Below are 21000 nucleotides of genomic sequence, written 5' to 3'. Positions count from 1 at the left end.
CGCCGAGCCGATGCGGGCCGTACTGCCAGTTGTGATCACCATGGTTCGCCTCCTCGCCATCCATAGTTGATCCTTTATGGATGGCATGTCAACGTTGATTGCAATCAACGTGAATCAGTACACTCGGCGGAGCGGAAGGGGGCGCGGATGGGTCATGGTGAGCGGCTGACGTCGCGCGAGGTCGCCGAGCGGCTCGGGGTGAAGCTTGAGACGGTCTACGCCTACGCCAGCCGGGGCCTGCTGCACAGCCAGCGGGCCGCCGGCGGCCGAGGCAGCACCTTCGACCCCGCCGAGGTCGAGCGGCTACGCACGGCGGGGCACGCGCGAGCCCGCGCCGCGGCTGCCAACGGGACCGTCGCAGTCGACGGCGTCGACGGCGTCGCCGGAGCCGACGTCCCTGAGCGGGAGGTTCCTGCCGCCGGTACCCCGAGCGGTTCCACCGGGCCCGCCGTCGCTGCCCCCGCGGTCGGTGTGGCAGGGGCCGGTGCCCTGCGCGGCGGGGACCTGCCGGCCGTGCGCACCCGGCTCACCCTCGTCGCGGACGGACGCCTCTACTACCGCGGCGTCGACGCCGTCGAGTTCGTCGCCCGTCACCGTTTCGAGGACGTGGCCGGCTGGCTCTGGCGCGGCCGGACGGATCCGGCGCCGGTGTTCACCGTCCCGCCGGATCTCGCCGCCACCCTGGAGCGAGTGGGTGGGATCCTGCCCGCCCGGTCGAGGCTCACCGACCGGATGCGGGTCGCCGTCTCGGTCGCCGCGGCGAGCGACCCGCTGCGCTTCGACCTGCGGGAGGACAGCGTCCTGCTCACCGCCCGCACTCTCGTTGCGGCGCTCGTCGAGGCTCTTCCGGCGCCGCCTGAGGCATCCCAGACAGCCGGAGCCCGCGCGACGGCCAGGGCTGCGGAGTCGGCCAGGGCTGCGGAGTCGGTCGGGGCTGCGGAGTCGGTCGGGGCTGCGGCGATGACGGAGTCCGCGGCGATGACGGGGGCTGCGGAGTCGGCCGGGGAGCGGGCGGGCATCGCCGCGCGGCTGTGGGGCCGGCTGGCCGGTGGGCCTGGCGACACGGCCGCGATCGCGTGTCTCGACCGGGCCCTCGGGCTGCTGGCCGATCACGACCTCGCCGTGTCCACGTTCGCCGCCCGGGTCGCGGCCTCGGCGCGGGCCGACCCGTATGCCGTCGTCTCCGCCGGGCTCGCCGCCTTGGACGGCCCCCTGCACGGCGGCGCCAGCCGGCTGGCATACCGGCTGCTCGCCGAGGTGGTCGACCGGGGGGACGCGGTGGTCGTCGTCTCCGAGCACCTGCGCGCCGACCAGCGGATCCCCGGATTCGGTCACGGGTTGTACCCCGACGGCGACCCGCGTGCCCGCGCGTTGCTGGCGGCGCTCGCGGCGCTGCCCGCCGCCAAGACCTTCCTGACAGCCGCCGGCGAGATCGCCCGGGTGGCCGGGCGGGAGCGCGCACTGCGACCCAACGTGGACCTGGCGCTCGCGGTGCTGACCATGGCCGCGGGCATGCCCGCCGAGGCCGGCGAGGTGATCTTCGCGGTGGCCCGCACGGTCGGCTGGCTCGCCCATGCCCTGGAGGAGTACCAGGAGACACCGCTGCGCCTGCGCCCTCGTGGCGTCTACGCCGGCCCGCCGGTCACCGGCCCCGAGGCATGATCCGTTGGCACCCCGGCACCCCGGCACCCCGGCACTTGGTGTGTCACGAGCTACGCCATCCCACATATCTCCGTGTAGCTGTTTGTGCACGGAATCGAGCCGAGGGGTAGGTACAGTTTTCGGCAAAAAAACCGTACCGAAGCCTCGGCATGATCTGACCGCATTCTGGCCGGAAACCGGCCGGGCTCCTCGACGACGCCCAGCGACCCATCGGGCCGCCGCACGGTCGGCACCGGCGGCGACCGGCCCCCGGTGATCGGTTTGTCCTGGTTCGGCGGTAGCCTGTGCCAGCCCCACCGCTCAGCCTTCTTGCCTGCTCAGCGCGCCCCACCCGCGTCGGTGGGGCACCCTCGGAGGTCTCCGATGCCACGCCCACGGCGTCTCACCGTCCTCGCCCTGGCCGCCGCGGCGCTGCTCGCGCTGGCCTCCTGTGCCGGTTCGTCGGGCGGCTCCTCGTCGGACGGCCTGCACCTGGTCAAATCCGGCCAGTTGACAGTGGCCACCGACTCGCCCGCCTACGCGCCGTGGTTCTCCGACGGCAAGCCGGCGAACGGCAAGGGCTTCGAGAGCGCGGTCGCCTTTGCGGTGGCCGCCAAGCTCGGTTTCGCCCCGGACAAGGTCCACTGGGTCACCGAGCCGTTCAACAGCTCGTTCGCGCCGGGGCCGAAGAAGTTCGACTTCGACATCAACGAGATCTCGATCACGCCCCAGCGCCAGCAGGCCGTCGACTTCAGCACGGGCTACTACGACGTGAGCCAGGCCGTCGTCGCGCTCAAGTCCTCCCGGATCGCGGACGTGAAAACCCTCGCCGGGCTGAAGGGCGCCAAGTTCGGCGCCCCCGTCGGCACCACCAGCCTCGACGCCATCACCAGGCAGGTGGCGCCCGTGCAGCAGCCCGCGGTCTTCAACGACCTCAACGACGCGAAGACCGCGATGGAGAACGGCCCGATCGACGGCATCGTCGTGGACCTGCCGACCGCCTTCCAACTGACGTCCGCAGAGATCCCCGATTCGCTGATCGTCGGGCAGTTCCCCACCGTCGGGGCGCCGGAGCAGTTCGGGCTGCTGTTCGAGAAGGGCAACCCGCTGGTGCGCAACGTCAACGACGCCCTCGCCCAGCTCACCAGCAGCGGGGAACTGCGCCAGCTCACCGAGCAGTGGCTCGGTTCCCAGGCGGGAGCACCCGTCCTGCGGTGACGGTGGCCTGGGAGCCCAGCGAGCGCGAGCGGGACCGGCGGCGGCTGCGGCGGCGCGCCCGGCTGCGGGCGGGGGTGATCGCCGCCGCCAGCACCGCCGCGGTCGCCGTCGCCGCGGGCGTCGGGATCACCCACACGTCGGGCTGGCCGCGGGTCCGCCAGCGGTTCTTCTCCTGGTCGGAGATCACCGCGGCCTGGCCGGCCGCGCGCACCGGGATGGTCGTCAACCTCGAGCTGTTCGTCGTCTGCGGGGCCGCGGCGGGTGCCCTCGGGCTGCTGGTGGCGCTGGCGCGGACCCTGGCCGGCCCGGTGTTCCTGCCGCTGCGGCTGCTGGCCGCCGCCTACACCGACCTGTTCCGCGGCCTGCCCGTCATCCTGGTGCTGTACCTGGTCGGGTTCGGCGTGCCCGCCCTGCGGCTGCGCGGCCTGCCCACCGATCCGCTCGTCCTCGGCGGCGCGGCGCTCGTGCTCACCTACTCGGCGTACGTGGCCGAGGTGTTCCGGGCGGGCATCGAGTCGGTGCATCCAAGCCAGGTCGCCGCCGCCCGTTCGCTGGGCCTCACCCACGCCCAGACGATGCGCCGCGTCGTGCTGCCGCAGGCCGTCCGGCGGGTGACGCCGCCGCTGCTGAACGACGCGATCAGTCTGCAGAAGGACTCCAGTCTCGTCTCCGTGCTCGGGGTCGTCGACGCGGTCCGGGCGGCGCAGATCGCCACGTCCGCGAACTTCAACTACTCGCCGTACGTGCTGGCCGGGCTGATGTTCCTCGCGATCACCGTGCCGCTGACCCGGGTCACCGACCATCTCGCCGCTCGCTCCGCCCGCCGCCGCGGCGCCGGCGCCACGGCCGGGGGTGTGCGGTGACGGCCGGCGACGCGGCGCCGGTGCTGAGCGTGCGCGGCCTGGTGAAGCTCTACGGGGACGCTGTCGTGCTGCGCGACGTCACCTTCGACGTCAGGCCCGGTCAGGCCGTCGTGCTCGTCGGCGGCAGCGGGTCGGGCAAGTCCACCCTGCTGCGCTGCCTGAACCTGCTGGAGACCGTGGACGACGGTGAGATCCTCCTGGCCGGCGAGGAGATCACCGATCCGCGCGTGGACGCGGATCGGGTTCGCCGCCGGATCGGCGTCGTGTTCCAGGCGTACAACCTGTTCCCGCACCTGACGGTGCTGCAGAACGTCACCCTCGCGCCGGTCCTGGTCCACCGGGTGCCCCGCGCGGCCGCCCGCGACCGCGCCCGCGAGCTGCTCACCCGCATCGGGCTCGCCGACAAGGTCGACGTCTACCCGGACCGGCTCTCCGGCGGCCAGCAGCAGCGGCTGGCGATCGTGCGGGCGTTGGCGACCGGGCCGTCGCTGCTGCTGCTCGACGAGATCACCTCGGCGCTCGATCCGGAACTGGTCGGGGAGGTGCTCGACCTCGTCGGCGAGCTCAAACGGGAGGGCATGCCGATGGTGCTGGCCACCCACGAGATGGCGTTCGCGCGGGACATCGCCGATGAGGTACTCGTCCTCGACGGTGGCGCGATCATCGAACGGGGCGCGCCGCGACGGGTTCTCGACGACCCCCGCGAGGAGCGCACCCGCCGGTTCCTGGCCCGCCTCCGGGAGCCGGGTCCGCGGGGACACGCTGCGGGCCCGCCGCCGCGGCCGTGAGGTCGAGACTGGCCAGCAACTGGAGGTTCTCCGCCGACGCCGAACCGGGCTCCGCGGTCATCACCACCATCCGCTGGCCGGCGTCGGGCAGCCGCATGACCTCCTCAAACAGCGTCAGTCGGCCGACCAGCGGGTGCCGGAACTCGCGGATGGTGTTCGTGCAGTCCCGGACCGGGTGACGCGCCCACAGCGTCGCGAACAGCTCGCTCTTCACGCACAGCTCGCCGATGAGGGCGTTGAGCTTGGTGTCGTCCGGGTGCGTGCCGGAGGACAGCCGCAGGTAGGCGACCACGTCGTCGACCTTGCGCCGCCAGTCGACGAACAGGTCGCGGGCGTGGGCCTCGAGGACGAACTCGCGGGCGAGGTTCGGCCGGCCGTGGCAACGCTGCGGAGCGTCGACGGGCAGATGCGAACACAGCAGGGCGTGCCCGAGCCGGTTCCAGGCGAGGACGTCGTTGCGCCGGCCGATCACCAGTGCGGGCATGCTGCTCAGCTCGTCGAGCAGCAGGCGGATGCTCGGCCGCACGTGCTCGGGCCGGCTCGCGCGCCGGCCGGCCGCCGGCCGGGTCAGTCCGTGCAGGTAGGCGGTCTCCTCGTCGGTGAGGCGCAGCACCCGGGCGAGGGCGTCGAGTACCGCGTCGGAGGCATTGCGGCTCTGCCCTTGCTCCAACCGCGTGTAGTAGGTGACGCTGACCCCGGCGAGCTGCGCGATCTCCTCGCGGCGCAGGCCCGGCACCCGCCGCCGCTCGCCGTAGCGGGACAACCCGACGTCCTCGGGGGTGAGCTGGGCGCGGCGCGAACGCAGAAAGTCTCCCAGTTCGGTCATCCGTCCAGTGTTGCCCGCGCCGTCGCGGCGAACCACACCTCGCCGGTGCTAGCCACGCGGTGGGTGGCACACCCGCGGTGTGGGCGGCTCGGAGATGTTCGCCGAGCGTGGCCGGCATGAGTGTTTCGATCGATGCCGCCGCCGTGACCCGGGTCGACCCGGTGGGCGACGACGCGATGACCGCCCGCCAGCGGATCATCCTCGTCCTGCTGCTCGGCAGCCAGTTCATGCTCGCGGTCGACTTCTCCATCCTCAACGTCGCCCTGCCCTCGATCGGCGCCGGCGTCGGACTCACCGACGCGCACCTGCAGTGGGTGGCGACGGCGTTCGCGCTGCCGGCGGCCGGGTTCACCCTGCTGTTCGGCCGGGTGGCCGACCTGGCCGGGCGGCGGCGGATGTTGATCGCGGGACTCGCGCTGTTGGTCGTGTCGTCCCTGGTCGGCGGTCTTGCCACCAGTTCGGCCGTGCTGCTGGGCGCCCGCGTCGGCCAGGGGCTCGCCGCCGCCATGACCACCCCGGCCGCCCTCGCGCTGCTGCTGACGAGCTTCCCGCCGGGACGGCTGCGGCAGCGCGCGCTCGGCATGAACGGTGCGTTGATCTCGGCGGGATTCACCACCGGTGCGCTCGCCGGCGGACTGCTGACCGGCCTGCTGAGCTGGCGCTGGGCCTTCCTCGTCAACGTGCCGGTGGCCGCGGCGATCCTGCTCGCCGCGCCGCGGCTGCTGCCGTCCGGGGGCGCGGCCGGCCCGGTCCGCCTCGACGTGCCCGGCGCGCTCACCGTCACCGGCGGGTTGCTTGCGTTGGTCTACGGCATCGCCACCGGCGGCAACGACGGGTGGGCCGACCCGGTCGTGTGGGGCTGCATCGCCCTCGGTGTGGTCCTGCTCGCCCTGTTCTGGCGGATCGAGACGACCAGCGCCCACCCGCTGGCCTCGGTGGCAATCCTGCGCCGGCGCACCGTCGGCTGGGGCAACGCCGGTGGTTTCGCCGTGTTCGCGCTGGAGTCCTCGGTGGTGTTCCTGCTCACCCTCTACCTCCAGCAGGTCCTCGGCTTCTCGGCGACGACGGCCGGACTGGTCTTCGGCGTGCCCGGCGCGGCGGCGTTCGTCTCCGGACTGGTCGCGCCCCGGCTGATGAGCCGCCGCGGCAGCGCCGTGAGCCTGGTCGCGGGCCTCGCCGTGCAGGGACTGTCCAACGTCGCCCTCGCCTTCGTCGGGCCGGACCGCGCCTGGGTCTACCTGGTCCTCGCGGCCTCGGCGGTCGGCTTCTTCGGGCACGTCCACGGCATCGTCGCCTACCTGGCGACGGCCACCGGAGACCTGCCCGACCACGAGCAGGGGCTGGCCACCGCCCTGACGACCATGACGCAGCAGGTCGCGCTCACCGTCGGCATCCCGGTCATCAGCACGGTCGCGACGGCGCGTTCGTCGGCCGTCGCCGACCACCTGTCCGCGGTCCGGTCCACCCTGGCCGGCATCCGGCTGGCCCTGCTGGTCGACGCCGCCATCACGCTCGTGGTGGCCGCGGCGATCGCCGCGGCGCTGCTGCCTGGCCGGCGATCGGCATCGGTCCCGCCGCGGGCTCGCGACGGCGCCGCCCCGGGCTCGCGGTCCCACCCTCCCGAGCTGGGCTGACGGGACCAACGGGACAGTGCCCTGACAGGATTCGGCCATGACCTGGCCGGCCCATGGGGGTTCTGCAAAAAAGACGCCATCCGAATGTTGCGAAACGTCCGCCCAGCCGTAACCATGAGCCCCGTGATGTCCTATGAAGACGTGGTGGCGATCTCTGATCCGGTGGAGCGGGCAGCGCTCGCCGACAAACTGATGTGGGCGGACCATCCTCGGCGGCTTGAGCTACGCACAGTGCGTGGCATCGCGCTTCGGGCGGCGTTGGATTCCGGCGTGCCGGCCGACGACATCGCCCGGCGGCTGGTCGTCACCGTGGCAGACCTGACCTGGATGGCCGCGCCGGCGTCGCCGGCCGCGGCCTGATCCACCGGGACGGTCGGACAACGGCGTCCGTCCGCCCTCCTACGGGCCGCTGTTCCGTGTCGATCGGCCCGACGAAGGTTTCTTTTTGATTTCCGGCTGGTTTCTCGCGGGATAGTCGCGTGGTGACAGTGAGTACGGTGGAAATACGTTCCCGTATCCGACCCCGGCTGACCGCGAGGGTATTCCTCTCCCCGCCGACCCCGCCGACCCCGCCGCCAGGTGGCCGAGGGGCCCCGCGCCCACGCAGCCCCACTCGCCCCCGCGGGACCGGGCCTCCGTGCCGCGGGTCGGGGAAGCCGCAGCGGCGGCCGCGACTGCGCGGCGTCCTCGCGGGGTAAAGGCCCCTCGACGCACGCCGAGCGCCACCGCCGCGTGCCCGGCGCGCCAACGCCGTCGGGGAGCCTCCATGCACGAACTGGCCATCACGCAGAGCGTCGTCGACGCGATCGTGGAGCGGACCGGGCCGACGCGGGTGACCACGGTGCGGCTGGTCATCGGGCGGCTGTCGGGTGTCGTGCCGGAGTCCGTCCGGTTCTGCTTCGACGTGGTGACCGCCGGCACACCGCTGGCCGGTGCGGCCCTGACGATCGATGAACCCGCGGGCCGGGCCCGCTGCCGGCGGTGCGGCGCCGAGTTCGTGGCCGACGACGTCCTCGTGCTCTGCGGCTGCGGCTGCGCCGATGTGGCGGTGGACGGCGGTGACGACCTGCGGATCGCCTCGGTGGGCCTGGTGCCCGCGGCGGAGGCGAGCTGACCTGCGCGGAGGCGGGCTGACCTGCATGGGGAAGAGATGCCTGCGCGGGGAGGGGCCTGCGTGGGGGAGGGGGACTGACCGATGTGCGAGACCTGCGGCTGCGACGACCCGGCGGCTGCGCCCCGGCTGACCTCGTTCCCGGCGGACGCCGGGGCGGCGGGCCGCTCGGGACGTGAGCTGCTGCTGGAACAGCGGGTGCTGGCGAAGAACGACGAGCAGGCCGGGCAGACCCGGCAGCGGCTGGCCGCGCGCAACGTGCTCGCGGTCAACCTCATGAGCTCGCCCGGTTCCGGCAAGACGACCCTGCTGGAACGGACCGTGCGCGATCTCGCCGGGCAGTGGCCGCTCGCGGTGGTCGAGGGTGATCAGGAAAGCGTGCGGGACGCCGAGCGGATCCGGGCCGAGGGTGTCCCGGTCGTGCAGGTGAACACCGGGCGTGGCTGCCATCTCGACGCGGACATGGTCGACCGCGCGCTGCGCGCCCTCGACCCGCCCGCGGAGGCGGTGGTGTTCGTCGAGAACGTCGGCAACCTGGTCTGCCCGGCGCTGTTCGACCTGGGGGAAGGCGTGCGGGTGGTGCTCACCTCGGTTACCGAGGGTGAGGATAAGCCGCTCAAATATCCGCACATGTTTGCCAAGGCCGATCTCGTGCTGCTCACCAAATGTGACCTGGTGCCGTATCTCGCTGTGGATGTCGATCACTGCATGGGGTTGATTCGTCGGATCAACCCCGCGGTTGACGTCCTCACCCTGTCCGGACTTCACCTGCCGGCCGGTGCTCCCGGCGCCGAGCCGGAGCCCGGCCTGGCCGCCTGGTACGCCTGGCTGCGTGCGCGGCGCCCGCGGCCCGATGCTCGGCCGCGGGCCGGTGCGGCGGGCCGGGTTTGACGCGACCGGTCCCGGGCAGCTCGTCTGCGAACGACTAAGAGTGCCTTCAAGGACACATCGAGTTATTAGATCGAGTTAGTAGTTGGTGGAGGTGCGCAGGTCGGCCGCGTCGCGACCGCACCGGGAGGGACACTGTCATGGGCAGCCTGGAGCCAGCCTGTTGCGGGCCACGGCCGCGATGACGGCGGCCGGCGTGACGACCGGATCGGACCCGCGGTGGCCCGGCGTACCCGCGGGGTTCGACGCGGCGCGGGCGGTCGCCGACGCGGTGCTCTACGAGGGCTACCTGCTCTACCCCTACCGACGCTCCTGCGGGAAGAACCGAGTGCGCTGGCAGTTCGGGGTACTGGCACCGCCGGGATGGATCTCCGAACAGTCTTCGTCGGGGTCGCCAGGCGTGTCGGGCTCGGCCGACGGGTCGTTCCAGCAGGCCGAATGCCTGGTGGAGGCGACGGGACCCGCGACGGTCTTCCTGCGGCTGCGGTTCCTCCAGGTGATTCGGCGTCGCGTCGAGCGCCGAGCGGCGGACGGACGGTTCTCGCCGGTCGACGAGCTCGACGTGGACGGCACCCGCGAGCTGACCTTCGACGAGGCGCGTCCGCGCGAGTTCGATCTCGCCGTGCCGCTGTCCGACCTGACCGGCCAATCCAGCCGGGTGTCGATCCCGCTGCTCGCCCCGGGCGGCGTCGACATCGAACCGCTGGGTCCGCGGCCGGAGGCGGCGCGGGTGGTCCGCCACCGGTGGCCGGTGACGGCGGCCGTCCACCTGTCCGCGACGCGGGCCGAGGCGCCGTTCCGGCTCTACCGGCTGCGGGTGGTGGTCGAGAACACGGTGGCCGACCTGGGCGCTGGCCGGCCGCGGGCCGAGGCGCTGCGCCGCTCGCTCGTCGCCGCGCACAGCCTGCTCGGCGTGCGCGGCGGGCGCTTCCTGTCGCTGCTGGACCCGCCCGTCTGGGCGGCGAGCGCGGCCCGCGGGTGCGAGAACCTGCGGGTGTTCCCCGTCCTGGCCGGCGGGGCCCGGGACGTCATGCTGTGTTCGCCGATCATCCTCTACGACGATCCCCGGACGGCCCCGGAAAGCCCCGGGGATCTGTTCGACGCCACCGAGATCGACGAGATCCTCTCGTTGCGCACCCGCGCGCTGACCGACGAGGAGAAGCGGGAGGCGCGGGCGACGGACCCACGGGCCGCCGAGATCATCGACCGGGTCGACGGCATCCCGCGCGCCATGCTCGACCGTCTGCACGGCGCCGTGCGGTCGCTGCAACCGGTAGAGCCGCCGACCGCGGTCCCGCCCGGCGGCCCGGATTCGGCATCCGGCCTGGATTCGGCATCCGGCCTGGATTCGGCATCCGGCCTGGATTCGGCATCCGGTCCGGATTCGGCATCCGGTCCGGATTCGGCATGGTGGGAGCCGGAGGCCGACCGGTCGGTCCACCCCGACCGGGACAGCGTGCAGGTCGGCGGCGTCACCGTCGCCCGCGGCAGCCGGGTGCGGCTGCGTCCGCGTGCGCGGGGCTCCGACGCCCACGACATGTTCCTCGCCGGCCGCGTCGCCCGGGTTGAGGCGATCTTCCTGGACGTCGATGGCGACCGGCACGCCGCGGTGACACTCGACGGCGACGAGACCGGCGACCTGCATCGGGCGGCCGGCCGTTACTTCTACTTCGCTCCCGACGAGCTCGACCCGCTCGACGACCCGACGGACGCGGATCGGACGGGTGCGCCGTGAGCGCCGCCCGCCCCCGCCCGCGCGCGGGACGGACGCTGGTTGCCGGTGTCGGGAACATCTTCCTCGGCGATGACGGATTCGGCGTCGAGGTCGTCCGCCGGCTCGACCCGGCGAGCCTGCCCGGTGGGGTCGACGTCGCCGACTACGGCATTCGGGGCCTGCACCTCGCCTTCGCGCTGCTCGACGGCCGGTACGACACGGTGATCCTCGTCGACGCGCTGCCGTCCGACGAACCCCCGGGGACCCTCACGGTCCTGTGGCCCGAGGTCGGTGACGCGCCGCAGGTGGACGCGCGGCAGGCGGACACGCCGCTGGTCGGCACGCCGCTGGTCGGCGCGCCGGCGGTGGTGGACGCGCACGGCATGTCCCCCGACGTCGTGCTGCGGCTGGTGCGCGATCTCGGCGGCGAGATCGGCCAGGTCGTCGTCGTCGGCTGTCGACCCGCCGTGGTGGCGGAACGGATGGAGCTGTCCAGCGCGGTGCGCGCTGCCGTCGACGACGCGGTCGACCTCATCGGCGACATCGTCCGGGACCCCCGACTCGTGGGGGTCGGACACGGAACGTGACGGAAAGGAGGGGCCGAGATGACAGCCACGGACGAGCGGCCGGCCACGCAGACGCGGCCGGGTGGCGTCGACGAGGTGCACATCCTCTGGATCTCCGAGGGGATGAGCTGCGATGGCGACACGGTCTCGGTGACCGCGGCCTCGCAGCCGGCTATCGAGGACGTGGTCACCGGCGTCATACCGGGCCTGCCGACGGTCCATCTGCACAACAAGGTGCTCTCGCCGACGTTGGGCGGCGAGGAGTTCCTGGCCCCCTTCCGCGCCGCGGCCCGCGGCGAGCTGGAACCGTTCGTCCTCGTCATCGAGGGGTCCATCCCCAACGAGAACATCAACGGCGAAGGCTACTGGACCTCGTTCGGCAACGACCCGGACACCGGCCAGCCGCTGACCATCAACTGGTGGATCGACCGGCTCGCGCCGCGGGCCTGGGTGGTCATCGCCATCGGCACCTGCGCCGCCTACGGCGGCATCCATGCCATGGCGGGCAACCCGACCGGCTCGATGGGGCTGCTCGACTACCTGGGGCGCGACTTCACCTCGGCCGGCAACCTGCCGATCGTCAACGTCCCGGGCTGCCCGGTGCAGCCGGACGACTTCATGGAGACCCTGACCTGGCTGCTGTACCACGCGGCCGGCACCGCCCCGCCGCCGCCGCTGGACGACCAGCACCGACCGCAGTGGATCTTCGGGCGGACGGTGCACGAGGGCTGCGACCGTGCGGGCTACTACGAGCAGGGCGACTTCGCGAAGGACTACAACTCGCCGAAGTGCCAGGTGAAGATCGGCTGCTGGGGTCCGGTGGTGAACTGCAACGTCCCCAAGCGGGGCTGGATGGGCGGCGTGGGCGGTTGCCCGAACGTCGGGGGCATCTGCATCGCCTGCACGATGCCCGGGTTCCCCGACAAGTTCATGCCGTTCATGGACATGCCGCCGGGGGCGAGCCTGTCCTCGCTCGCGGTGAAGCCGTATGGGTCGATCATCCGGCGCCTGCGGGGCATCACCAACGCCACGGTGAACCGGGAGCCGCGGTGGCGGCACAACCGGGAACTGCTGACCACCGGTTACGACCCGAGTTACCGGCCGAAGGGACGGGTGTGATGACGGCCACCGAGCAGATGAGGGCCGCGGAGAAGCCCGGCCAGATCGTCGAGATGGCGTGGGATCCCATCACGCGCATCATCGGCAACCTCGGAATCTACACGAAAATCGATTTCGCCAACCGGCGGGTGACCGAATGCCACAGCACATCCTCGCTGTTCCGTGGATATTCGGTGTTCATGAAGGGGAAGGATCCGCGTGACGCCGGCTTCATCACCAGCCGGATCTGCGGCATCTGCGGGGACAACCACACCACCTGTTCGGTCTACGCCCAGAACATGGCGTACGGCATCGCCAACCCGCCGATGGCGGAATGGATCATCAATCTGGGGGAGGCCGCCGAGTACCTGTTCGACCACACGATCTTCCAGGACAACCTGGTGTTCGTGGACTTCTGCGAGGCGATGGTCAAGGAGACCAACCCCGGCGTGCTGGCGCGGGCCGAGGCCACCGCGTCGCCGCGCGCCGAGGTGCACGGCCTGCGCACGATCGCCGACATCATGCGGGCGCTCAACCCGTTCGAGGGCCAGGTCTACAACGAGGCGCTGCGGGTCAGCCGCGTCACTCGGGAGATGTTCTGCCTGATGGAGGGCAGGCACGTCCATCCCTCGACGCTGTATCCGGGTGGGGTCGGCACGATGCCGGAACCCTCGGTCTTCACCGACTACCTCACCCGGCTGATGGAGATCCTCGACTTCGTCAAGAAGGCCGTGGCGCTCAACGACGACCTGTTCGACTTCTGGTACGACGCGCTGCCGGGCTACGAGGAGGTCGGCCGCCGACGTGTCCTGCTGGGCTGCTGGGGGGCCTTCCAGGACCCGAACGTCGTCGACTACCGGTACGAGAACATGACGGACTGGGGCCGCGCGATGTTCGTGACCCCCGGCATCGTCGTCGACGGAAAACTACTCACCACCGACCTCGTGAAAATCAACCTGGGTATCCGCATCCTGCTTGGCAGCTCCTTCTACAAGGACTGGGTCAACGAGGAACCCTTCGTCGAGCGGGATCCGCTGGGCAATCCCGTCGACATGCGCCACCCGTGGAACCAGACGACCTTCCCGGAGCCGCAGAAGCGTGACTTCGGCGAGAAGTATTCCTGGGTGATGAGCCCGCGCTGGCTCGACGAGGGCACCGGCGACCATCTCGCGCTCGACACCGGCGGTGGCCCGTTCGCCCGCCTCTACGTCACGGCCCTCGCGGGCCTGGTCGACACGCCGTACGTGACCGCGAGCGACGGCGCGGTGAAGATCTCGCTGCCCCGCAGCCGCACGCTGCCCGCCATGGACCTGCGGTGGTCCCCGCCCGCCTGGTCGAACGCGATCGAACGGGACCGGGCCCGGGTGTACTTCGTCGCCTACGCGGCGGGGATGGCGCTGCACTTCCTGGAGCGGGCGATGACGCGGGTGCGCTCCGGCGACACCCGGACCTTCACCGACTTCGAGGTGCCGGACGAGACGATCGGCTGCGGCTTCCACGAGGCGGTGCGCGGGGTCCTCTCGCACCACCTGGTCGTCCGGGACGGCAAGATCGCGAACTACCNCCCCTNCCCGCCGACGCCCTGGAACGGCAGCCCCCGGGACTCGTTCGGCACGCCGGGCCCGTACGAGGACGCGGTCCAGAACATGCCGATCTTCGAGGAGAACGGCCCGGACTCCTTCAAGGGCGTCGACGTGATGCGCGCGGTGCGCAGCTTCGATCCCTGCCTGCCCTGCGGGGTGCACATGTACCTGGGTCACGGCCGCACGCTGCGCACCGTGCACTCGCCGATGTTCGGGGCAAGCCATGGCTGATCCAGCCAGCGAGGACGGCCGGCGCAGCGAGGGCGGGCATCGCCTCGACGACCGGGCGGTGCGCGAACGGCTGGCCCACCTTGACGAGGCGCTCGCCGAGGTGGAGCGGATCCCGGGGCCGAGCGGGGAACTGGCCCTGGATGCGGTGGCCACGCTCGCGTCGGTGTACGGCGAGGCGCTCGCCCGGGTCGCCGGCTACGCCGCCGGCGCCGCCGACGTGACCGCCGCGCTGACCGCCGACGAACTGATCGGCCACCTGCTCGTCCTGCACGACGTGCACCCCGAGCCGGTGGGCCGGCGGGTGACCCGGGCGATCGAGCGGCTGCGACCGGCGGTCCGCGACCGGGGCGGCGAGATCGAACTGGTGGGCATCGAGCGGGGCGTCGCGGAGATCAGCCTGACCCTCGGCGGCTGCGGCTCGGCGGCGGGCGAGGTCCTGGCGGCGGTCCGCGAGGCCGTGCTCGCGATCGCGCCCGAACTGTCCGACGTCCGGCGCCAGGCCGCTGCCTCGGGCGGCGCTCACCAGACCGCCTTCGTCCCCCTCGACGCGGTGCTCACCCCGCCGCTCGCCGGGAGCGCGCGGCCGTGACGACCGACCTTCGTCCCGTGCCCGGCGCCGACCTGCGTCCCGCGCCCGGCCCCGGCGGAGCCCTGGACCGGGTGGTGCGGGCCGGCCTCGTCCGGACCGGGCCGGACGGCGAACGGTGCGACCTGTGCGCCGCCCCCGTGCCGAGCGACCACCGGCACCTGCTCGACGAGTCGAACGACGCGCTGCTGTGCCTGTGCCGGGCCTGCGCGCTGCTGTTCGACCGGGACGCCGCCGCGCGCGGCCATTACCGCCTCGTCCCGCAGCGCCGGCTGCGCGTGGCCGACCTGGACCGGGACGGGTCCGATCCCCGCGCGCTGGGTATTCCCGTCGGGTTGGCGTTCGTCATCCCCGGCGACGGCGGCGAGGTGCGGGCCCGGTACCCGAGCCCGATCGGCGCCACCCGCTGGGAGCTGGAACCGGCCGCCTGGCGCCGGCTCGTCGCCAGGGCGCCAATGCTGGCCGGGCTGGCCCCCCGGGTCGAGGCCCTGCTGGCGAACACCGCGCGGGGCCGCCGGGAGTTCTGGATCGTCCCGATCGACGACTGCTACCGGCTCGTCGCGATCGTCCGGCACACGTGGACGGGGTTGTCGGGCGGCGGCCGGGTCTGGCCTGCGGTCGACGACTTCTTCGCCGCCCTGCCCGACCGTTCCCGCCGCGGCTCCCCGCTGGGCCGCGCCGGCAGCCCGGGCGCCGCGGGCGACTGACCAGGGAGGGAAGGCACCATGGCACCGATCCGAGTCGGCGAGCCGGACGTCCGTCCGGACGCCACCGCGCACGTCAAAGGGGTCCGCGAAGGCAACGCCGTCGGTTCCTACGAGATGGAGCCGGGTCACCACAGCGACGGCACCGCCGACGCCCGCCGCTCGACCGGCATCCGGCCGCGTGACCGCGATCCGATCTCGCCGAGCATGCCCAACCTGCCACCGGGCTAGCCGGCGCGCGGCGCGGGCGTCGCGCACCGCAGCGTCGTCCCAGTCGATTCGAGGGGGAGACCGATGAGCAACCGCAAGAAGGTCCTGGCCGCCACCGGCGCCGGCATCGCCGGCATGATGTGGCGGGAGTACCCGTCCCTCGTCCGGTACCTGCGCATCAGGCGGATGTGACGGTGGGCAGCCCGACCCGCCCCGCCCCCGCCCCCGCGCCGGCCACGCCGGCCGGGCGCGGTGCCGGGCAGTCCGGGTCCGACGGTCGGCGGCGACGGCGGATCACCGTGCGCGGCCTCGTGCAGGGCGTCGGCTTCCGGCCCTTCGTCCACGCGGCCGCGACCGACCTGGCGCTGGCCGGCTGGGTGTGCAACGACAGCGATGGGGTGATCGTCGAGGTCGAGGGCTCGCCCGGCGCGGTGGCGGAGTTCGGCCGGCGGCTGACCGCCGACGCCCCGCCGCTGGCCGTGATCGAACGGGTCACGGCGACGGACCTGGCGCCCCGCGGCGACGCGGCGTTCACGATCGCCCGCTCCCGCGCGGGAGACGCCCCGCACACGATGGTGTCCCCGGACGTGGCGACCTGCCCGGACTGCCTGCGTGAACTCGCCGATCCGGCCGACCGCCGCCACCGCCACCCGTTCATCACGTGCACCAACTGCGGGCCGCGCTTCACGATCATCACCGGGCTGCCGTACGACCGGCCGGCGACGACGATGGCCGGGTTCCCCCTGTGCCCCGCCTGCGCGCGGGAGTACCGCGACCCGCGGGACCGCCGCTTCCACGCGCAGCCGATCGCCTGCCCGGACTGCGGGCCCCGGCTGGAGTTCGTTCCACCCGGGACGGGGCCGGCGGTCCTCGGCGAGGATGCCCTGGCGGCGGCGGCCCGGCTGCTGACCGTCGGGGGTGTCGTCGCGGTGAAGGGCATCGGCGGCTACCACCTGGCCTGCCTCGCCACGGACCAGGCGGCCGTGGCGACGCTGCGGCGCCGCAAGCGGCGCGGGGACAAGCCGTTCGCCGTCATGGTCGCCGACCTCACCGCCGCTCGGCGCCTCGCCCACCTCGACCGCGCGGAGGCGGCGGTGCTGGCCGGGCCCGCCCGCCCGATCGTCCTGGTCGCCCGGCGCGACGACGGCCGACCCGCACTCGCCGCCGCGGTCGCGCCGAACAGCCCCGACCTCGGCCTGCTCCTGCCCTACACCCCGGTGCACCACCTGCTGCTCGCCGCGGTGGCGGCGGCCGGCGGTTCGCCGGCGCCGCTGGTGATGACGTCGGGCAACCTCGGCGGCGAACCCATCGCCGCCGACGATGCCGACGCCCGTCGCCGGCTCGCACCGCTCGCCGACGCGTGGCTGCGCCACGACCGCCCGATTCACGTGCCCTGCGACGACTCGGTCGTCCGCGTCGTCGACGGTGACCCACTGCCGCTGCGCCGCTCCCGGGGCTTCGCCCCCCTGCCGGTGCCGCTGCCGTTCGCGGTGGCGCCGACCCTGGCGGTGGGCGCCGACCTGAAGAACACCTGCGCGCTGGGCACCGATCGTTCCGCCTGGCTCAGCGGTCACATCGGGGACATGGACGACGCCGACACGGTGCGGGCGTTCACCGCCGCCGAACACCATCTCGAGCGGCTCACCGGCATCCGCCCCACCGCGCTGGCCACCGACGCCCATCCGGGCTACCGCTCCCGGCAGTGGGCGCGGCGGCACGCGGCCGGGCGACCCGTGCGCTCGGTGCAGCATCATCACGCCCACGTGGCGGCGGTGATGGCCGAGCACGGCCTGACCGGCGACCGTCCCGTGGTGGGCTTCGCCTTCGACGGCACCGGCTACGGCACCGACGGGGCGGTGTGGGGCGGCGAGACGCTGATCGCCGACTACCGCGGCTTCGAGCGGTTCGCCCACCTCGCCTACGTCCCGCTGCCCGGTGGGGACGCCGCCGTGCGCCGCCCCTACCGTATGGCGCTGGCGCACCTGTGGGCCGCCGGTGTTGGCTGGGACGGCGGTGTTGGCTGGGACGGTGATGTTGGCTGGGACGCGGACCTGCCACCCGTGGCGGCCTGCCCGGCGGGGGAGCGGCGCGCCCTGGCCCATCAGCTCGCCACCGGGCTGGCCTGCGTGCCCACCGCCAGCATGGGACGGCTGTTCGACGCGGTGAGCTCCCTGCTCGGCGTCCGCCACCGCGCGGACTTCGAGGCCCAGGCGGCGATCGAGCTGGAGGCGCGCGCCCGCCGCTGCCCGGGCGGTCCCGACGCCTGGCGCAACCGGTACGCCTTCGGGATCGACCGGCCGGTGCCGGGCGGTCCGCTGGTCGCCGACGCAGCGCCCGTCATCCGCGGGCTCGTCCGCGACCTGCGGCGCGGGCTCGCCGTCGAGGCGATGAGCGCCGGCCTGCACGCAGCGGTGGTGGCCCTGGTCGTCGACCTGGCCCGGCAGGCCCGGTCCGAGCGGGGGCTCGACGTCGTGGCGCTGACCGGCGGGGTGTTCCAGAACGTGCTGCTCGCGACGGCGGCCGCGCGGGCGTTGCGAGCCGAGGGCTACACGGTCCTGCGGCACCGCCGGGTGCCGCCGAACGACGGCGGCATCGCGCTGGGCCAGCTCGTGGTCGCCGCGGCCGGCGCGCGGGAGCGGGGGAGCGGGGGAGCGGATGACCATGAAACGAGGGGGTGAGCGCCGTGTGTCTCGCGGTTCCGGGACGGGTCGTCGCCATCGGGGAACGGGACGGCACCCGCATGGCCGAGGTGGATTTCGGGGGGGTGCGCAAGGACGTGTGCCTGCAGTACCTGCCGGACACCACGGCCGGCGAGTACGTGATCGTCCACGTCGGGTTCGCCATCCAGCGGCTCGACGAACAGTCCGCGCTGGAAACGCTGGCCACCATCGCCCGGATGGGGCTGCTCGCCGAGGAACTCGACGGTGGGCCGGCCACGTCCGCCCGCGACGCCCAGCCTGAGGGGGTGAACCGGTGAAATACCTCGAGGAGTTCAGCGACCCCGAGCTGGCCGGTCGGCTGCTGGACCAGATCCATGCGGTGACGACCAGGCCATGGGCGATCATGGAGGTCTGCGGCGGCCAGACCCACTCGCTCATCCGGCACGGGATCGACCAGTTGCTGCCCGCGGGCGTCGAGATGATTCACGGCCCCGGCTGCCCCGTCTGCGTCACCCCACTGGAGATCATCGATCGCGCGCTCGAGATCGCCTCCCGGCCGGGGGTCATCTTCTGCTCGTTCGGTGACATGCTGCGGGTTCCCGGCAGTGACCGGGACCTGTTCCGGGTGAAGAGCACCGGCGCCGACGTGCGGGTGGTGTACTCGCCCCTGGACGCGTTGACGATCGCCCGGCAGAACCCGGACCGGCAAGTGGTGTTCTTCGGGATCGGGTTCGAGACCACGGCTCCGGCCAACGCGATGACCGTCTACCAGGCGAAGCGGTGCGGGGTGCGCAACTTCTCGCTGCTCGTCTCGCACGTCCTGGTCCCGCCGGCGATTGCGGCGATCATGGAATCGCCGAGCTGCCGGGTTCAGGGGTTCCTCGCCGCCGGCCACGTGTGCAGCGTGATGGGCACCGGGCAGTACCCGGATCTCGCCCGCCGGTACCGGGTGCCGATCGTGGTCACCGGCTTCGAGCCGCTCGACCTCCTCGAGGGCATCCGCCGGACCGTGATGCAACTGGAGGAAGGCCGCCACGAGCTGGACAACGCCTACCCGCGGGCCGTGCCGGCGGCGGGCAACCCGGCCGCCATCGCGATGCTGCGGGACGTCTTCACGGTGACCGACCGTGCCTGGCGCGGCATCGGGGTGATACCGGACAGCGGCTGGCGGCTGTCGGCGGCCTACCGGGAGTTCGACGCCGAGACTCGCTTCGCCGTCGGCGACATCCACACCGCGGAGTCCTCGGTGTGCCGTTCGGGGGAGGTGCTGCAGGGCCTGATCAAGCCGCATGAGTGTGCCGCCTTCGGGACTCGCTGCACGCCACGGACGCCGCTGGGCGCCACGATGGTGTCCGCCGAGGGCGCCTGCGCGGCCTACTACCTCTACCGGCGGCTCGGCCAGCCGGCCGCGACGGCCCCGGCGGACAACCAGCCAGCGCGGGAGGTGGCCCGTGTCTGACCTTGCCGACGCCGTGGACGCCGTGGACGCCGTGGATGCGGAGGATGCCGTGGATGCCGTGGACCTCGCCGCCTGGACCTGTCCCGCGCCGCTGGCGGATTCCCCCACGATCGTCATGGGGCACGGCGGCGGCGGCGCGATGTCCGCCGAACTCGTCGAGCACCTGTTCCTGCCGGCCTTCCGGGGCCCGGCCGCCGCGACCGAGCTGGCCGACGCCGCCGTCGTCGCGCTCGGCGGCGCGCGGGTGGCCTTCACCACCGACTCCTTCGTCGTCCGCCCGCTGTTCTTCCCCGGCGGCTGCATCGGCGATCTCGCGGTCAACGGCACCGTGAACGACCTGGCCATGGTGGGCGCGACCCCGTGCTACCTGGCGACCGCCTTCATCCTGGAGGAGGGCACCGAGCTGGCCGAACTCGCCAGGGTCGCCGAGGCCCTGGGCGCGGCGGCCCGGGTGGCCGGGGTCCGGCTCGTCACCGGGGACACGAAGGTCGTCGACGCCGGTCACGGCGACGGGGTCTACATCAACACGACCGGCCTCGGGCTGGTTCCCGACGGCGTCGACATCAGGCCGGGACGGGCCCGCCCGGGTGACGTCGTCCTCGTCAGCGGCGAGATCGGAGCGCACGGGGTCGCCGTCCTGAGCTGCCGCGAGGGGCTGGAGTTCGGCACGCAGGTCCGCAGCGACACCGCGCCGCTGAGCGGCCTCGTCGCCGCCATGCTCGCCACCGGTGCGGACATCCACACGCTGCGCGACCCCACCCGCGGCGGCCTCGCGGCGACCCTCAACGAGATCGCCCGCGGCGCGCAGGTCGGCATCGCCGTCACCGAACGGGCCGTCCCGGTGGCGGCGCCGGTCGCGGATGCCTGCAGCGTCCTCGGGCTCGACCCGTTCGCCATCGCCAACGAGGGGAAACTCGTGGCCATCGTTCCGGCGGCGGACGCCGATCGGGTACTGGAGGTGATGCGGGCGCATCCGCACGGCCGGGACGCCGCCGCGATCGGCACCGTCACCGAGGACAACGCGCCGATGGTGGTCGCCAGGACCGGGCTCGGCGGAAGCCGCGTGATTGATCTGCCGATGGGCTCGGAGCTTCCGCGTATCTGCTGAGACGCCACCGCGGCCGCGCCGGTTGCGCATCGCGAGGTACGCCGACCGGGAAAGGGCCCGGACGGTCGAGATGGGGAAACGTGGCCCGGTGGTTGTTTCTCGAGGAAGTGGT

20 protein-coding genes and 2 pseudogenes are annotated in these 21000 nt (G+C 73.0%); 21 read left to right on the top strand and 1 reads right to left on the bottom strand.

What is annotated here, in order from left to right:
- Positions 1-147 precede the first annotated feature (147 nt).
- The 4 genes from UK82_RS19420 to UK82_RS19405 all read left to right on the top strand — a co-directional run bounded on the left by UK82_RS19420 (position 148) and on the right by UK82_RS19405 (position 4510).
- Positions 148-1662 (top strand): citrate/2-methylcitrate synthase, encoded by a 1515-nt coding sequence (locus UK82_RS19420; protein ID WP_055408557.1) that lies wholly within the window; start codon positions 148-150, stop codon positions 1660-1662.
- Positions 1663-2025: 363 nt separating this feature from the next.
- On the top strand, positions 2026-2859 hold the full coding sequence (locus UK82_RS19415) for a transporter substrate-binding domain-containing protein (RefSeq protein WP_044886606.1): 834 nt from the start codon (positions 2026-2028) through the stop codon (positions 2857-2859).
- Positions 2856-3722 (top strand): amino acid ABC transporter permease, encoded by an 867-nt coding sequence (locus UK82_RS19410; protein ID WP_083507266.1) that lies wholly within the window; start codon positions 2856-2858, stop codon positions 3720-3722. Before UK82_RS19415 ends, UK82_RS19410 begins: the two co-directional genes overlap by 4 nt.
- Complete coding sequence (locus UK82_RS19405; RefSeq protein WP_044886608.1) at positions 3719-4510, top strand: amino acid ABC transporter ATP-binding protein; 792 nt, start codon at positions 3719-3721, stop codon at positions 4508-4510. Before UK82_RS19410 ends, UK82_RS19405 begins: the two co-directional genes overlap by 4 nt.
- Before the next feature lie 73 nt (positions 4511-4583).
- Here UK82_RS19405 and UK82_RS31670 read toward each other — a convergent pair.
- Positions 4584-5336: pseudogene (locus UK82_RS31670) on the bottom strand (helix-turn-helix domain-containing protein); the annotation flags it as partial.
- 116 nt (positions 5337-5452) lie between these two features.
- Between UK82_RS31670 and UK82_RS19395 the strand changes: the two are divergent.
- The 17 genes and pseudogenes from UK82_RS19395 to hypE all read left to right on the top strand — a co-directional run bounded on the left by UK82_RS19395 (position 5453) and on the right by hypE (position 20888).
- Positions 5453-6970: an MFS transporter gene (locus UK82_RS19395; RefSeq protein WP_055408582.1), complete on the top strand. Its 1518-nt coding sequence runs from the start codon at positions 5453-5455 to the stop codon at positions 6968-6970.
- A 126-nt stretch (positions 6971-7096) separates the two neighbouring features.
- On the top strand, positions 7097-7330 hold the full coding sequence (locus UK82_RS19390) for a hypothetical protein (protein ID WP_044886609.1): 234 nt from the start codon (positions 7097-7099) through the stop codon (positions 7328-7330).
- A gap of 406 nt (positions 7331-7736) precedes the next feature.
- Complete coding sequence (locus UK82_RS19385) at positions 7737-8084, top strand: hydrogenase maturation nickel metallochaperone HypA (protein ID WP_055408553.1); 348 nt, start codon at positions 7737-7739, stop codon at positions 8082-8084.
- An 81-nt stretch (positions 8085-8165) separates the two neighbouring features.
- Positions 8166-8972, top strand: coding sequence for a hydrogenase nickel incorporation protein HypB (hypB, locus tag UK82_RS19380; protein WP_044886611.1), 807 nt, complete (start codon positions 8166-8168; stop codon positions 8970-8972).
- Positions 8973-9150: 178 nt separating this feature from the next.
- Positions 9151-10704 (top strand): hypothetical protein, encoded by a 1554-nt coding sequence (locus tag UK82_RS38715; RefSeq protein WP_055408551.1) that lies wholly within the window; start codon positions 9151-9153, stop codon positions 10702-10704.
- Positions 10701-11270: a hydrogenase maturation protease gene (locus tag UK82_RS19370; RefSeq protein ID WP_055408548.1), complete on the top strand. Its 570-nt coding sequence runs from the start codon at positions 10701-10703 to the stop codon at positions 11268-11270. Before UK82_RS38715 ends, UK82_RS19370 begins: the two co-directional genes overlap by 4 nt.
- A gap of 18 nt (positions 11271-11288) precedes the next feature.
- Positions 11289-12368, top strand: coding sequence for a hydrogenase expression protein HypE (locus tag UK82_RS19365; protein WP_055408546.1), 1080 nt, complete (start codon positions 11289-11291; stop codon positions 12366-12368).
- Positions 12368-13910, top strand: a pseudogene (locus tag UK82_RS19360) (nickel-dependent hydrogenase large subunit); the annotation flags it as partial. The gene UK82_RS19365 and the pseudogene UK82_RS19360, both read left to right, overlap by 1 nt.
- A 7-nt stretch (positions 13911-13917) precedes the next feature.
- A partial coding sequence (locus UK82_RS38710) for a nickel-dependent hydrogenase large subunit (protein WP_236706143.1) occupies positions 13918-14161 on the top strand: 244 nt, incomplete at its 5' end.
- Complete coding sequence (locus tag UK82_RS19355; RefSeq protein WP_055408542.1) at positions 14154-14750, top strand: NifU family protein; 597 nt, start codon at positions 14154-14156, stop codon at positions 14748-14750. The genes UK82_RS38710 and UK82_RS19355, both read left to right, overlap by 8 nt.
- On the top strand, positions 14747-15454 hold the full coding sequence (locus UK82_RS19350; protein WP_236706142.1) for a DUF5947 family protein: 708 nt from the start codon (positions 14747-14749) through the stop codon (positions 15452-15454). Before UK82_RS19355 ends, UK82_RS19350 begins: the two co-directional genes overlap by 4 nt.
- An 18-nt stretch (positions 15455-15472) precedes the next feature.
- Positions 15473-15682 carry a hypothetical protein gene (locus UK82_RS19345; RefSeq protein ID WP_044886616.1) on the top strand — a complete coding sequence of 70 codons (210 nt, stop codon included), beginning with the start codon at positions 15473-15475 and terminating at the stop codon, positions 15680-15682.
- A 63-nt stretch (positions 15683-15745) separates the two neighbouring features.
- A complete protein-coding gene (locus tag UK82_RS42915; RefSeq protein ID WP_396229990.1) occupies positions 15746-15853 on the top strand; it encodes a DUF6893 family small protein in 108 nt (35 codons plus the stop codon).
- Complete coding sequence (hypF, locus tag UK82_RS19340) at positions 15850-18339, top strand: carbamoyltransferase HypF (RefSeq protein WP_396229989.1); 2490 nt, start codon at positions 15850-15852, stop codon at positions 18337-18339. The genes UK82_RS42915 and hypF overlap by 4 nt, the downstream gene beginning before the upstream one ends.
- 5 nt (positions 18340-18344) lie before the next feature.
- Entirely contained in the window at positions 18345-18638 is a 294-nt protein-coding gene (locus tag UK82_RS19335) for a HypC/HybG/HupF family hydrogenase formation chaperone (protein WP_044886655.1), read from the top strand.
- The gene (hypD, locus tag UK82_RS19330) at positions 18635-19780 is read left to right on the top strand and encodes a hydrogenase formation protein HypD (RefSeq protein WP_055408540.1); all 1146 of its coding nucleotides are present in this window, start codon (positions 18635-18637) and stop codon (positions 19778-19780) included. Before UK82_RS19335 ends, hypD begins: the two co-directional genes overlap by 4 nt.
- Positions 19781-19811: 31 nt before the next feature.
- A complete protein-coding gene (gene hypE / locus UK82_RS19325) occupies positions 19812-20888 on the top strand; it encodes a hydrogenase expression/formation protein HypE (protein WP_044886656.1) in 1077 nt (358 codons plus the stop codon).
- Positions 20889-21000: the final 112 nt, after the last annotated feature.

The organism is Frankia sp. ACN1ag (genome assembly GCF_001414035.1).
Classification (GTDB): Bacteria; Actinomycetota; Actinomycetes; order Frankiales; family Frankiaceae; genus Frankia; species Frankia torreyi.
This window is presented reverse-complemented; position numbering and strand designations above follow the sequence as displayed.

Bases quoted from the DNA above. Each gene is read 5' to 3' on its own strand.
- UK82_RS19420 (WP_055408557.1), top strand. From the start codon at position 148: ATGGGTCATGGTGAGCGGCTGACGTCGCGCGAGGTCGCCGAGCGGCTC.
- UK82_RS19390 (WP_044886609.1), top strand. From the start codon at position 7,097: ATGTCCTATGAAGACGTGGTGGCGATCTCTGATCCGGTGGAGCGGGCA.
- UK82_RS19415 (WP_044886606.1), top strand. From the start codon at position 2,026: ATGCCACGCCCACGGCGTCTCACCGTCCTCGCCCTGGCCGCCGCGGCG.
- UK82_RS19365 (WP_055408546.1), top strand. From the start codon at position 11,289: ATGACAGCCACGGACGAGCGGCCGGCCACGCAGACGCGGCCGGGTGGC.
- UK82_RS19345 (WP_044886616.1), top strand. From the start codon at position 15,473: ATGGCACCGATCCGAGTCGGCGAGCCGGACGTCCGTCCGGACGCCACC.
- hypB (WP_044886611.1), top strand. From the start codon at position 8,166: ATGTGCGAGACCTGCGGCTGCGACGACCCGGCGGCTGCGCCCCGGCTG.
- UK82_RS19395 (WP_055408582.1), top strand. From the start codon at position 5,453: ATGAGTGTTTCGATCGATGCCGCCGCCGTGACCCGGGTCGACCCGGTG.
- UK82_RS19385 (WP_055408553.1), top strand. From the start codon at position 7,737: ATGCACGAACTGGCCATCACGCAGAGCGTCGTCGACGCGATCGTGGAG.
- UK82_RS38715 (WP_055408551.1), top strand. From the start codon at position 9,151: ATGACGGCGGCCGGCGTGACGACCGGATCGGACCCGCGGTGGCCCGGC.
- UK82_RS19355 (WP_055408542.1), top strand. From the start codon at position 14,154: ATGGCTGATCCAGCCAGCGAGGACGGCCGGCGCAGCGAGGGCGGGCAT.
- UK82_RS42915 (WP_396229990.1), top strand. From the start codon at position 15,746: ATGAGCAACCGCAAGAAGGTCCTGGCCGCCACCGGCGCCGGCATCGCC.